The organism is Microbacterium sp. 70-16 (genome assembly GCF_001898315.1).
Lineage (GTDB): Bacteria > Actinomycetota > Actinomycetes > Actinomycetales > Microbacteriaceae > Microbacterium.
The window spans coordinates 139,127-152,323 of the sequence record NZ_MKTQ01000009.1; the positions used below are offsets into that span (position 1 = coordinate 139,127).

Here is a 13,197-nt window from a genome sequence, read left to right on the forward strand (position 1 = left end):
GCCGCGAGACCCGCGGTCAGCACGTCGTGCACGGCCGCCCGACGCACGTCGGCGGGGGCGAACAGCAGCGCGGGATCGAGGTTGCCCTGCAGCGTGAGATCGGTGCCGACGCGCGCGGTCGCCTCGTCGAGCGGCACGCGGTAGTCGACGCCGAGCGCATCGACTCCGACCGAGGCCATGTCGGCCAGAAGCTCGCCCGTGCCGACGCCGAAGTGGATGAGCGGCACCGGCTCGGCGGTCTCGACCGCCCGCACCGGTGCGAGGGCCGCCGCCGACGCCGGCAGCACGGCACGGCGGTAGTCGGCGGGAGCCAGGGCTCCCGCCCACGAGTCGAACAGCTGGCCGGCGCTCGCGCCCGCGCGCACCTGCAGCGCGAGGAACCGCCCCGTCACCTCAGCGAGCCACATCGTCAGGTCGTGCCAGGCGGCCGGGTCGGAGTGGATGAGGCTGCGCGCGGCGAGGTGGTCCTTCGACGGACCGCCCTCGACGAGGTAGGCGGCGAGGGTGAACGGCGCGCCGGCGAAGCCGATGAGCGGGATCGGCTCGCCGCGCTGTGCGGACTCCTCCGCGAGCATCGCGGTCGTGCGTCCCACGGCGTCGGCGATCTCGCCGCCTCGCTGCTCGACGAGTGCCGGATCGATGCGCACGAGTTCGGCGATCTGCGCGGCCGTGCGCACGGGCTGCGCGAACACCGGCCCGCGGCCGGCCGAGATCTCGACGTCGAGGCCGACGAGCTTCAGCGGCACCACGATGTCGCTGAAGAACACCGCGGCATCCACTCGGTGTCGCCGCACCGGCTGCAGCGTGATCTCGCTTGCGAGCGCCGGATCGAGGCACGCGTCGAGCATCGATCCCCGGCTGCGCAGCGCCCGATACTCGGGCAGCGAGCGCCCCGCCTGCCGCATCAACCACACCGGCGCGACCTCGGGCCGTCGGCCGCGCAGCGCCTGGATGAGCCGGGAAGAAGCTGTGTCGTGCGCGACGAGGGGGTGCGATGCAGGCAAGAGCAGGAACCTTCGATGGGGCGAGCGAGTTAATCGTTATACTACTCACGATCCGAAGGAGCCCCCGCCGCCGTGCTCGTCTGCCTCTCCGCCCACCAGCGCACGACATCGCTCGAAGACCTCGAGCGACTGTCGGTGATCGGCGACGCCGCCGCGACCGAGCTCACGGCGGCGCACGAGGCGATCCGCGGGGCCGTCGTCCTCGCCACCTGCAACCGCTTCGAGGCGTACTTCGACGTCGCCGATGCACCGGATGCCTCGCCGATCCCGGCGATGGATGCCGTCATGGAACGCCTCGCAGATCTCACCGCGCTGCCCTACCGGCACGTGCGCGACACGGTCGACTTCACGCACGGAGCGGGCGTCGCCCAGCACCTGTTCGCCGTCGCGGCGGGCCTGGACTCGGTCGCCGTCGGCGAGGACGAGATCGCCGGTCAGGTGCGGCGCGCGCTCGACGCCGCGCACGGCGAGGGCGTGACGACCTCGCCGCTCGAGCAGCTGTTCCAGCGCGCGACCGAGACCTCGCGCGCCGTCAAGAACTCCACGCGGCTCGGCGAATCGGGCCGCTCGCTCGTGCGCCTTGCAGTCGAGCTGGCGACTCCGCGGGTCGGTGAGTGGGAGGATGCCCGGGTGCTGCTCGTCGGGACGGGCCGGTATGCCGCGGCATCCCTCGCGGCCCTCCGTGCCGTCGGCGCGCGTGACATCCGCGTCCACTCGCGGTCGGGCCGCTCGCGGTTCGCGCAGCGTGAACATCTCGTCCCGATCAACGCCGCCGACTTCGCCCGCGAAGCGGCCGAGGCGACCGTCATCGTCACATGCACGACGACAACCGATCGCCCCGTCCTCACCGCCGAAGACCACCGCGCGGCGCGCGCCGACAGCACCGCTGAGCAGCTCATCATCGATCTGGGGATGCCCCGCAACGTCGACCCGGGCATCCGCGGTCTCGCCGGTGTCGAGCTGCTCGACCTCGACACGATCCGCGTGCACGCGCCGATCGACGAGTTCGCCACCGTCGACGAAGCGCGCCTGATCGTGACGACGGCGGCGCAGCGTCACGCCGCCGCTGCCCGCGTGCACGAGGTCTCGCCCGCGGTCGTCGACATGCGCGGGTATGTGCACGGCGTGCTCGAGGCGGAGATCGCCCGGGCGCGCGCCCGCGGCAGCGATGATGACACCGAGGCGCTGCTGCGGCACTTCTCCGGCGCGCTGCTGCACGGACTCATCGCGCAGGGCCACGGGCTCGCCTCGACCGGTCTCGGACCGGACTGGGCGGACGCCGTGCGCACGGTGTTCCCGGCGCCGGGCCCGTCTTCGGTGTCCGGGCCGGCCTCCGACTCGGCATCCAGTGCGCCCTCCACCTCGGAGGACTGATGAGCCGCGTCACGCTGCGCGACGTCGCCCTGAAGGCGGGCGTGTCGACGGCCGCGACTAGTCAGGCCCTCAACGACCGCGGGAATCTGCGGCCCGAGACCCGCGAGCGAATCAAGGCGATCGCCGTCGAGCTCGGCTACTCGCCGAACCGCCACGCGGCGGCGCTGCGCAAGGGGCGCACGATGTCGATCGGCTTCGTGATGGCCGCCACTTCGCTGCAAGACGGACGGCGCGCCCTGCAGCGTGCGCGGCAGCTCGACGCCCTCGTGGGCGCCGGCGCCGTGCGCGGGTTCACCGTGACGGTGCTGCCCGACACGCGTCCCGACCTGCTCGCCGGCGCCCAGATCGACGCGCTGTACTTCCCCGATCCCGCCGACCACCGCGCGATCCTGCACGAGGCGGAAGCAGCGGGCATCCCCGTCGCGGCGAACGATCTGACGGTGCCGGGCGGCATCACGATCCGCACGGGGTATGCCGCGGCGGTGCGCGCGGGGCTCGCCCACCTCGTCGAGACGGGCGCGCAGCGCATCGGGTTCCTCGTCGACGAGAGCGAAGTGCCGCGGGATCAGCTCGGTGAGAGCGCCTACCTCGCCTGGAGCGCCGTGAACGGCCGCACCCCGCTCGTCGCCCGCGTCGACGCAGGGCGGCGGCGCCTGATCAGCGCCGTCCACTCGCTGCTGGATGCCGGGGCCGACGCGATCTTCGCGTACTGCGAAGAAGGCCCCGAGATCTATCTGCACCTTGAGGAGATCGGCATCGTCATGCCCCGCGACCTGCAGCTGCTCGCGCTGTGCACGACGGGAGGCGAGCTGAACGACCGGCTCGGCATCACCCACGTGCGGCTGTACCCCGAGCGGGCACCCGAGGTCCTGTTCGACGCGCTGGAGCGCGAGCCGCACTCCACCCGCAGCGTCGAGCTGCCCTTCGAGCTCGTGCGCGGCTCCACCACGCGGTAGCCGCGGTCCGGCCCGCTAGCCCCCGAGCCTGTCGAGGGACGCGCCGTCGTCATAGGATGACCCAATGCCCTCGATCGCCGAACTGATCGCACCGCGGCGCCTGGGCACGAGCTTCCGGTGGCTGTTGAGCTCGTCGTGGACGAGCAATCTCGGCGACGGCATCGCGCTGTCGGCGGCACCGCTGCTGTTGGCATCCATGACCTCATCACCCCTGCTGGTGGCCGCCGGCGCCATGCTGCAGTATCTGCCGTGGCTGCTGTTCGGGCTGTACGCGGGCTCGGTCGCCGACCACCACGACCGCCGCCGGCTCGTGATGGCGGCCAACGCCGTGCGCGTCGCGATCGTGGGGGCGCTCGTCGTGTTCCTCGTCACGGGCCACGCGAACGTGTGGATCGTGCTGGCGACCGCATTCCTGTACGGCACCGCCGAGGTGTTCGCCGACTCGGCGGGCAGCACGCTGCTGCCGATGTTCGTGCGGCCTGCCGACCTCGGCGTGGGCAACGCGCGCATGCAGGCCGGCTACCTCGTCGCGAATCAACTGGCAGGGCCTCCACTGGGAGCTTTCCTGTTCGCGATCGGGTCGTTCTGGCCCTTCCTGGTACAGATCCTCTGCGTCGCGCTCGCGGTCGTGCTGATCTCGCGTGTCGCGCACACGCCGGTTCCGGCGCGGGAGGCGGCGACGGATGCCGGTGCGCCGAAGCCGCATCCGATCCGGGAGGGGCTGCACTGGCTGCGCCACAATGCGCCGGTGCGCACGCTCGTGCTCATCATCCTGGTGTTCAACGTGACGTGGGCGGCTCCCTGGGGCATCCTCGTGCTGTACGCGACCGAGCACCTGGGCATGGGCGCGGTCGGCTACGGCTCGCTCACGGCGGTGTCCGCCGTCGGCGGGTTCGTCGCGATAGCGAGCTTCGGCTGGCTCGAGCGGCACGTGTCGTTCGCGGCGCTCATGCGCGTCTGCCTGTCGCTCGAGGTGATCATGCACCTGGCGTTCGCGCTCACGACGGTGCCCGCTGTCGCGTTCGTGATCATGTTCTTCTTCGGCGCGTATGCGTTCGTGTGGGCGACGATCTCAACGACCGTGCGTCAGCGCCTGGTCCCGATGCAGCTGCAGGGCCGGATCGCGTCGGTCAACATGGTCGGCGTCTTCGGCGGCCTCGTCATCGGACAGCTGCTGGGAGGTCTGATCGCGCAGGCGTGGGGCCTCACCGCACCCTGGTGGTTCGCGTTCGCGGGCTCTGCGATCACGCTCGCGCTCGTCTGGCGCCCGATCCGCAACATCGCCGCCGCGAAGCCCGTGCTGGAGGATGCCGCGGAAGAGGCATCCGGCGCGGGGGCGTCCTGAGCTCTGGCCCCCGAGCCTGTTCCTCTGGCCCCCGAGCCTGTCTAGCGACCTCCGTCGCGAACCAGGTGTCACCCCCGACCACCTCACCCGCGCTGAGCTGTGCCGGCGCGCCACCTGCCTCCCGACGCCCGAATCCAGGTGGCGCTCCGAGCCACCTCACGCCCGCTGAACTGTTCCGGCGCGCCACCTCTTTCCCGACCTTCAGATCCAGGTATCACCCCGACCGCCTCACGCGCCCGATCGCGCGGTGTAGACCACGGTGAAGCCCGCGGCGCCGGCGGCGTCGAGAAGGCGTCGGTCGCCGGACGCGAACACCAGGTCACGCGCAGGGAACAGAAGCGCCGTCGCAAGGTGCATCGCGTCGTAGCCGCGCAAAGAGTGCGTCACCGCGAGATCCGCGGCTTCATCGATGACCGACGCAGAGACATCGACGAGGATCATGTTCGTGGCGTAGCGCCAGGCATCCTCTCGCACAGGTTCGTAGTCGGCCGCGGTGAGGCGTCCCAGCCGCAGCCCCATCCCGATGGCCGCCGCCGCTTCGACGATGATCAACCGTGAGCTCACGCGTGCGGTGGAGTCGCGCCACAAGCGAAGCGCCGCCGCAGACCCGCTTTCCTCGACCAGCAGCGGGAAGAACGCGGAAGTGTCGAAGTAGACGATCACTCGCCGCGTTGCCTCGACACCAGATCACTCAGCGGCCCGGCTGTCGACCGTGGGTGCGGCGTCGGCGGCTGAGACTGTCGCGGCGGCATCGCGAGTCCGTCATCGATGAGGCGCTGCAACACGGCATCCGCCTCGATGGGAACGATGGCTGCGACCACCTTCCCTCTGTCGGTGATGACCACCCGCTCGCCCGAGCGCGCGACGTCGACGTACGCGCTCAGTTGGGCCTTGAGCTTGCGGATCCCCACGGTCTCCATGCGGCACCTCCGATGTAGTCCCATCGTACGCCGGGTGCGACTACTTTGGGACCCACCGCGGCGGCAGATCAGCGCGAGACCGCCCGCGCGAGAAGCACGCCGAGTTCATCGAGCCGGTTGACCCACGGCCCGGCCATCTCGCCCCGGGCGCCGCGACGGAACGCCTCTTCCAGCGTCACCCATTCGCTCTCGCAGACTTCGAGCGGGTCCAGTTCGAGCGACGGGTCGCCGTCGACGTGCGCGACGTAGAGATCGAACAGGGCGGATGCCTCGGTCACCCGCCCGACCAGCGCGAGGTCGTCCGGCGATACCCGCACCCCGGCCTCTTCGGCCAGTTCTCGCGCGGCCGTCTCAGCACTCGACTCACCGGCCAGCGCACTGCCGGCCGGGAACTCCCACGCGAGCGGCCAGTCCTTTATCGCGGCACGCCGCGTCATCAGCACGAGGCCGTCGCCCCGCACAACGCACACGGAGGCCACGATGTGGAACACCCCGGCCGGCATCGCGTCACCGCGACGCTGCAGACGACCGAGCGGCGCGCCGTCGGCATCGGTGAGGTCCCACAGCTCGTCGTCGGCCATGCTCAGTCCTCGAAACTGCCGTACACCTCGAGGGTGTTCGCGGCGAGTTGCGCGCAGAACGCGTCGAGGTCGACGCCGAGCTCGGATGCCATGAACCGCACCGTCAGCGGGATCAGGTACGGCGCGTTGGGCCGACCGCGCAGCGGCGCGGGGGTCAAGAACGGGGCATCCGTCTCGACGAGGATCCGATCGCGCGGCGTGACCGCGAGGGAATCCCGCAGGTTCTGCGCGTTCTTGAACGTGACGTTCCCCGCGAAGCTCAGCCAGTAGCCGCGGTCGGCGGCAATGCGCGCCATGTCGGCATCGCCGGAGAAGCAGTGGAACACCGTCCGCTCGGGTGCGCCGATCCGCTGAAGCGTCTCGAGCACCGCGTCGTGGGCGTCGCGATCGTGGATCTGCATCGCGATGTCGTGCTTCTTCGCGAGCGCGATGTGCGCCTCGAAGCTGGAGAACTGCGCGGGCACACCCTCTTCGCCCGTGCGGAAGAAATCCAGGCCGGTCTCGCCGATCGCCCGCACGCGCGGCTGAGCAGCCAGCTCGTCGATCACGGCGATCGCGTCCTCGAGCATGCCGCGCTCGGCATATACCGGCGCCTCGTTGGGGTGGATGGCGACCGCGGCGAGCACGCGAGGGTGGGATGCCGCGGCCCAGGCCGACCAGCGGCTCGACTCGATGTCTCCCCCGGCCTGCACGACACCCGCGACGCCGACGGCGACGGCGCGGTCGAGCTGCTCGTCGAGCGGCAGACCCTCGCCGTCCTCGATCTCGAGGTGGGTGTGGTTGTCGTAGACCGGCACGGTCAGCGGTTCGGGCGCGGGCGGGTACGAGGCATCCCGCGCGCCCTTCTCGCGCACGCGGACGTACTGCGACGGGTCGCCGCTCACTGCTCGACGCGGGGGAAGAGCGGCGCCAGCCCGTTCACCGAGGTACCGGGGCGGAGCACGCCCCACGCCCCGGCTTCGCGCAGCGGCTGGTCCTGCAGACGTCCGTCGTGACCGAGCGCCGCCCACAACTTGGCCGTCGCCTCGGGCATGAAGGGGCTCAGCAGCACCGCGAGGGCGCGCAGGCCCTCGGCGGCCGTGTACAGCACGGTGCCCAGGCGCGCGCGCTGCGCGTCGTCCTTGGCGAGGACCCACGGCTCGTTGTCGGTGATGTAGCCGTTGAGGGCATCCACGATCGTCCAGATCGCGCCGATCGCCTCATCGGGGCGGAAGCGCTCCATCGCCGCGTCAGCGGCGGTCGCGGCGTCGGCGACGATCCGCTGGATCTCGAGATCACCGGGCTCGTAGGAAGCCGCGGGCGGCACGATGCCCTCGAAGTAGCGCTCGATCATGGCGGTCGTGCGCGATGCGAGGTTGCCGAAGCCGTTCGCGAGCTCGGCCTGGTAGCGGGCCGACAGGTCCTCCCACGAGAACGAGCCGTCCTGGCCGAAGGCGATCGCCGACAGGAAGTAGAACCGGTAGGCATCCGACCCGAACACGTCGGTGATCTCGGTCGGCGCGATGCCGGTGAGCTTGGACTTGCTCATCTTCTCGCCGCCGACGAGCAGCCAGCCGTGCGCGAAGACGCCGCGCGGCACGTCGAGACCCGCCGCCATCAGCATCGCCGGCCAGATGACGGCGTGGAAGCGCAGGATGTCCTTGCCGACGACGTGGTAGGCCGGCCAGCGACGCTCGAACTGCTCGGGGTCGGTGCCGTAGCCGACGGCCGTTGCGTAGTTCAGCAGCGCGTCGACCCACACGTAGATGACGTGCGACGGGTCCCACGGCACCGTGATACCCCAGTCGAACGCCGAGCGCGAGATCGACAGGTCCTTCAGACCCGACCGCACGAACGAGACGACCTCGTTGCGCGCAGACTCCGGCCGCACGAAGTCGGGCTCGGTCTTGTACAGCTCAAGGAGACGGTCCTGGAACTCGCTGAGTTTGAAGAAGTAGTTCTTCTCCTGCAGCAGCTCGAGCGGCTTCGAGTGGATCGCACAGACCTTGAGGCCCTCGAACGCGCCCGTGCCGTCGACGATCTCGGCTTCGGGCTTGAACTCCTCACAGCCCACGCAGTACAGCGCTTCGTACTCGCCGGCGTAGATGTAGCCGCGGTCGTATAGCGCCTTGACGAACTCCTGCACGCGCTCTTCGTGGCGCGGCTGGGTCGTGCGGATGAAGTCGTCGTTGGCGACGTCGAGGGTCTCGAGCAGCGGGAACCACGACTCGGTCACGAGCTTGTCGACCCACTCCTGCGGCGTCACGCCGTTGGCGGCGGCGGCGCGGAGCATCTTCTGGCCGTGCTCGTCGGTGCCCGTGAGCATCCAGGTGTCATCGCCCGACTGACGGTGCCAGCGCGCGAGCGCGTCGACGGCCACCGTCGTGTACCCGTGCCCGATGTGGGGCAGATCGCTCGGGTAATAGATCGGGGTCGTGATGTAGAAGGACTGACCGGTGCTCACCCGTCGATTCTAGATGGGCCGGTCACTTTGCCCGCGGCGTGTGACGAGCCTCAGGCGCTCTCGCGCACGACGAGGTCGGTCGGCAGCATGACCGACTCGCGCGGCGTTCCGGCGATGACGTCGAGCACCATGTCGACCATCGTCGACGAGATCTGCGACCACGGCTGACGCACGGTCGTCAGCGGCGGCTGGAACGTCTCGGCGAGCCCCGAGTCGTCGAAGCCGGCGACGGCGACGTCCTCCGGCACGCGGCGTCCCGCGCGGCGCAGGGCATCGATCGCGCCGACAGCCATGACGTCGCTCGCGGCGAAGACGGCGTCGATGTCGGGGGCGCGTTCGAGCAGGCGCGTCATGGCGGCATCCCCCGTCGCGCGCTCGTAGCTGCCCTGTTCGACCAGGTCGGGGTCGAACCGGTCGCCGAGCTCTTCGCGGAAGCCGACGAGACGGAACCGCCCGCCCGGCGTGTCGTTGGGGCCCGTGATCAGCGCGATGCGCTCGTGCCCCTTGTCGAGCAGGTACCGCGTCATCATGCGCGCCGACCCGATCTCGTCGACCGAGACGTTGGGGGCGGATGCCGCATCACCGAGCGGGATGCCCGTACAGACGGTCGGCACCCCGGCGGCGACGAGCGAGGCCAGTAGCGAGTCGGACTCGTGCGAAGACACCAGCAGCACGCCGTCGACGTGGCCCGCCCGCACGTAGTTCTCGACGGTGGACTGCTCTTCGGCCGTGCCAGCGATCAGCAACACGAGCGTCATCGAGCGCTCGGCGAGCGCTTCGGTCGCGCCGCGCAGCAGCAGGGCGAAGGTGGGGTCGGAAAACAGCAGGTGCTGCGGCTCTGTCAGCAGGAATGCGAGCGAGCCGGCCCGACCGGTGGCGAGACTGCGGGCCGCGTGGTTGGTGGTGTAGCCCGTCGTGCGAATCGCTTCTTCGACCGCGGCGCGCGCTTCGGGCGAGACCCAGTGCCCGCCGTTGATGACGCGTGAGACGGTCCCATGCGAGACGCCGGCCACGGCCGCGACATCGCGGATGGTCGGCTTCCGGGTGCTGTCGGTGGATGCCACGGACGCGACTCTACTCGGCAAACCGCCCGAAACCGCGGCATGACCACGAAATCCTGTAACCGGTCACAGTTCGGTAACGAAGGCTCGATCCACTCACGGCGTCGACATATGATCGACACACGGCTGTGACCGGTCACAGCCTCGAGACGGACGATGAGGACCCCGACCGATGCATGACCAGGCGCACACCCGAGCGACGCCCGGCCCCGCCCAGCTGCGGTGGCCTGAGCTGCAGGGAATCGCGTACGGCGGCGACTACACGCCCGAGCAGTGGTCGCGTGAGGTGTGGACCGAAGACGTCGCGCTCATGCGCGAAGCCGGCGTGAACCTCGTGAGCATCGGGATCTTCGCGTGGGCGCTCATCGAGACGAGCGAAGGCGACTTCGACTTCAGCTGGCTCGACGAGATCATCGAGCTGCTGCACGCGAACGGCATCCGCGTCGACCTCGGCACGCCGACTGCCTCTCCCCCGGCCTGGTTCTTCGCGAACCACCCCGACGCCCGCGCGGTCACCCGCGACGGCGTCACGATGGGCTTCGGCTCGCGCGGCATGGCCTCACACTCGGCGCCCGCGTACCGCGAGGCATCCGTCCGCATCGCGACCGAGCTGGCGCGCCGCTACGGCGACCACCCCGCCGTCGTCCTGTGGCACGTGCACAACGAGTACGGTGTGCCGGTCGGTGAGGACTACTCCGACCACTCCGTGCGGGCGTGGCGGCTGTGGCTGCAAGACCGTTACGGCTCGCTGGATGCCCTCAACGCGGCGTGGGGCACGGCGTTCTGGGGCCAGCACTACGGCCAGTGGGAGCACATCGGCGCCCCCGCCGCCGCTCCGTCGGTGGTCAACCCCTCGCAGCGCCTCGACTTCGCCCGCTTCACCGACGACCAGCTGCGCGCGTGCTTCATCGCCGAGCGCGACGCGATCCGCGCGCACAGCGACCGGCCCATCACGACCAACTTCATGGCCAACCAGCACGGCGGCAGCGACCTGTGGAAATGGGCCGCAGAGGTCGACGTCGTCTCCGACGACCACTACCTGTGGGCGGCCGACGAAGAAGGCGAGATCGGCCTCGCGATCGCCGCCGACCTCACGCGGTCGGTCGGTGGCGGCGCCCCGTGGATCCTCATGGAGCACTCCACCTCCGCCGTGAACTGGCAGCCGCGCAACGTCGCCAAGCGCCCCGGCGAGATGGCGCGCAACTCGCTGTCGCACCTCGGTCGCGGCGCCGACGGCATCCTCTTCTTCCAGTGGCGCGCCTCGCGCTCGGGCGCAGAGAAGTTCCACTCCGCGATGATCCCGCACGCCGGCACGGGCTCGCGCGTGTTCCGCGAGGTCGCCGCGCTCGGCGCCACCCTCGGCAAGCTCAGCGAGGTGCAGGGCTCGCGCGTGCACGCCGACGTCGCGATCCTGTGGGACTTCGCCTCGTTCTGGGCGCAGGGCCTGGAGTGGCGTCCCAGCGAAGACCTCGACGCCGCCGAGCGCATCCGCGCTTATTACGAGCGCCTGTGGCGCGACGGCATCACGGTCGACTTCGCCCTGCCCAGCCACGACCTGTCGCGCTACAAGCTCGTCATCGCTCCCGCCCAGTACATGCTCAGCGCGGCGGATGCCGCAAACCTCAACTCCTACGTCGCCGGCGGCGGCACCCTCGTGGTGTCGTTCTTCTCCGGCGTCGTCGACGAGAACGACGCCGTCCACGCGGGCGGCTTCGCGGCGCCGCTGGAGCCCGCCCTGGGCATCCTCGTCGAAGAGCACCTACCACTGCGCCAGGGCGACACGGTGACGATCGACTTCGACGGCCGCCACTATGACGCCGACATCTGGCAGGAAGATCTCTCGGTCACGACGGCGCAGGCCCGTGCCGTGCACCTGGACGGGCCCGGGCGCGGCGAAGCCGCCGTCACGCGCAACGCGTACGGCGCAGGCTCTGGCTGGTACGTCGCGACGCGGCCCGATGCCACGGGACTGCAGGCGATCATGACCGCCGTGTATGCGGATGCCGGCATCAGCCCGGCGGGCTGGCCCGCGGGAGTCGAGGTCATCGTGCGCCACGGCGCCTCCGCCGACTACATCGTCGCGATCAACCACACGATCGAGACCGTTTCGTTGTCTGTTTCGGGGACGGACCTAGTGACAGGAGCCGTCTCAGAGGGAACCCTGATGGTGACAGGGGGCGACGTGGCCGTCGTCCGATCACCGCACTGAGTACAACCACTGCACGAATCACGGAAGGAAAGACCATGCGCAAGATGGGCATCGGTGTCGCCGCCCTCGCGGTGACCACCATCCTGCTGGCCGGCTGCTCCGGCGGCACCAGCACCACCCCCACCGAGGCTCAGACCGATGAGGCGATCGACGCCAGCGGCGTGACCCTCACGATCTGGACCGACGCGAACCGCAAGCCCGCCATCGAGGCGGCCGCGAAGACGTTCGAGGAGGAGACGGGCGGCAAGGTCGAGCTCGTCCAGAAGAACTTCGAGGACATCCGCAACGACTTCATCAACCAGGTGCCCACCGGCAACGGCCCGGACATCACGGTCGGCGCGCACGACTTCCTCGGCTCGTTCGTCGAGGCTGGCGTCATCGACACGGTCGACCTCGGCGCGGCTGCCGACCAGCTCGAGCAGGTTGCGATCGACGCGTTCACCTACGACGGGCAGGTGTACGGCTTCCCGTACGCGCTCGAGTCGATCGCGCTCATCCAGAACACCGACCTCGTCGGTGAGGACGCTCCGGCGACCTTCGATGACATGATCGCGGCCGGCGCGGCGTCGGGCGCCGAGCGTCCGCTCGTCATCAACACGGCCGGCCAGACCGGTGACGCGTACACGATGTACGGTTTCCAGACGTCGTTCGGCGCTCCTGTGTTCGTGCAGGATGCCTCGGGCTCGTACACCAGCGAGGTCGGCATGGGCGGCGACGCGGGCAACGCGTTCGCCGCGTGGCTGGGCGCCAACGGCGAGACCGGCACGGGCTACATCTCGACGACGATCGACTACGACACCAACAACGAGCTGTTCGCGTCGGGCAAGGCCGCGTACACGATCCAGGGACCGTGGGCGATCGAGGCGCTGACCGCGCAGGGCGTCAACATCAAGGTCAACCCGATCCCCTCGGCCGGCAGCGAGACGGCGGCGCCGTTCGTGGGTGTGCAGGGCTTCTACGTGAGCTCGCAGAGCCAGAACGCGCTGGTCGCCCAGCAGTTCCTGACGCACTACCTCGCCACCGATGAGGCGCAGCAGGCACTGTACGACGCCGACCCGCGCCTCCCCGCCTGGAAGTCCGTCGCCGACAAGGTCGCCTCAGACCCGGTCGTCGCCGGATTCCTCGCCTCGGCCGCCAACGGCGTGCCGCAGCCCTCGATCCCCGAGATGGGTTCGGTCTGGGAGCTGTGGAACACGGCACAGGTGCAGATCATCAAGGGAGCCGACCCCGCATCGACGTGGACCACCATGGTCAGCGACGTCGAAGCAGCCATCGGCTGACAGATCAGGTCCGGGCGTGGGACG

Annotated in this window: 12 protein-coding genes; 5 read left to right on the plus strand and 7 right to left on the minus strand. The window is 70.1% G+C overall.

Features of this window, described 5'->3' with window-relative positions; all coding sequences use genetic code 11:
- On the minus strand, positions 1 to 953 hold a 953-nt coding region (gene hemE / locus BGO46_RS02230; RefSeq protein ID WP_366246778.1), incomplete at its 3' end, for a uroporphyrinogen decarboxylase.
- A gap of 123 nt (positions 954 to 1,076) precedes the next feature.
- On the opposite strand from hemE, the gene BGO46_RS02235 reads away from it, so the two are divergent.
- From BGO46_RS02235 to BGO46_RS02245, 3 genes are all read left to right on the plus strand, one after another.
- Positions 1,077 to 2,378 (plus strand): glutamyl-tRNA reductase, encoded by a 1,302-nt coding sequence (locus tag BGO46_RS02235; protein WP_292677652.1) that lies wholly within the window; start codon positions 1,077 to 1,079, stop codon positions 2,376 to 2,378.
- Positions 2,378 to 3,334, plus strand: coding sequence for a LacI family DNA-binding transcriptional regulator (locus tag BGO46_RS02240; RefSeq protein WP_292677650.1), 957 nt, complete (start codon positions 2,378 to 2,380; stop codon positions 3,332 to 3,334). The genes BGO46_RS02235 and BGO46_RS02240 overlap by 1 nt, the downstream gene beginning before the upstream one ends.
- 64 nt (positions 3,335 to 3,398) lie before the next feature.
- A complete protein-coding gene (locus BGO46_RS02245) occupies positions 3,399 to 4,679 on the plus strand; it encodes an MFS transporter (protein WP_292677648.1) in 1,281 nt (426 codons plus the stop codon).
- 228 nt (positions 4,680 to 4,907) lie between these two features.
- Here BGO46_RS02245 and BGO46_RS02250 read toward each other — a convergent pair whose 3' ends face one another.
- From BGO46_RS02250 to BGO46_RS02275, 6 genes are all read right to left on the minus strand, one after another.
- Positions 4,908 to 5,342 (minus strand): type II toxin-antitoxin system VapC family toxin, encoded by a 435-nt coding sequence (locus BGO46_RS02250; protein ID WP_292677646.1) that lies wholly within the window; start codon positions 5,340 to 5,342, stop codon positions 4,908 to 4,910.
- Complete coding sequence (locus BGO46_RS02255) at positions 5,339 to 5,599, minus strand: type II toxin-antitoxin system Phd/YefM family antitoxin (RefSeq protein ID WP_292677644.1); 261 nt, start codon at positions 5,597 to 5,599, stop codon at positions 5,339 to 5,341. The genes BGO46_RS02250 and BGO46_RS02255 overlap by 4 nt, the downstream gene beginning before the upstream one ends.
- A gap of 68 nt (positions 5,600 to 5,667) precedes the next feature.
- The gene (locus BGO46_RS02260; RefSeq protein WP_292677642.1) at positions 5,668 to 6,180 is read right to left on the minus strand and encodes an NUDIX hydrolase; all 513 of its coding nucleotides are present in this window, start codon (positions 6,178 to 6,180) and stop codon (positions 5,668 to 5,670) included.
- Positions 6,181 to 6,182: 2 nt separating this feature from the next.
- Positions 6,183 to 7,064 carry a TatD family hydrolase gene (locus BGO46_RS02265; RefSeq protein ID WP_292677640.1) on the minus strand — a complete coding sequence of 294 codons (882 nt, stop codon included), beginning with the start codon at positions 7,062 to 7,064 and terminating at the stop codon, positions 6,183 to 6,185.
- Positions 7,061 to 8,623 (minus strand): methionine--tRNA ligase, encoded by a 1,563-nt coding sequence (metG, locus tag BGO46_RS02270; protein WP_292677638.1) that lies wholly within the window; start codon positions 8,621 to 8,623, stop codon positions 7,061 to 7,063. Before metG ends, BGO46_RS02265 begins: the two co-directional genes overlap by 4 nt.
- Positions 8,624 to 8,673: 50 nt before the next feature.
- Positions 8,674 to 9,687, minus strand: a complete 1,014-nt coding sequence (locus BGO46_RS02275) for a LacI family DNA-binding transcriptional regulator (RefSeq protein WP_292677636.1) — start codon at positions 9,685 to 9,687, stop codon at positions 8,674 to 8,676.
- A gap of 169 nt (positions 9,688 to 9,856) precedes the next feature.
- Here BGO46_RS02275 and BGO46_RS02280 point away from each other — a divergent pair, with 169 nt between their 5' ends.
- Together BGO46_RS02280 and BGO46_RS02285 are read left to right on the plus strand one after the other, a co-directional pair.
- Positions 9,857 to 11,893 (plus strand): beta-galactosidase, encoded by a 2,037-nt coding sequence (locus tag BGO46_RS02280; protein ID WP_292677635.1) that lies wholly within the window; start codon positions 9,857 to 9,859, stop codon positions 11,891 to 11,893.
- A 35-nt stretch (positions 11,894 to 11,928) separates the two neighbouring features.
- Positions 11,929 to 13,173, plus strand: coding sequence for an extracellular solute-binding protein (locus BGO46_RS02285; protein WP_292677633.1), 1,245 nt, complete (start codon positions 11,929 to 11,931; stop codon positions 13,171 to 13,173).
- The last annotated feature ends 24 nt before the right edge of the window (positions 13,174 to 13,197 follow it).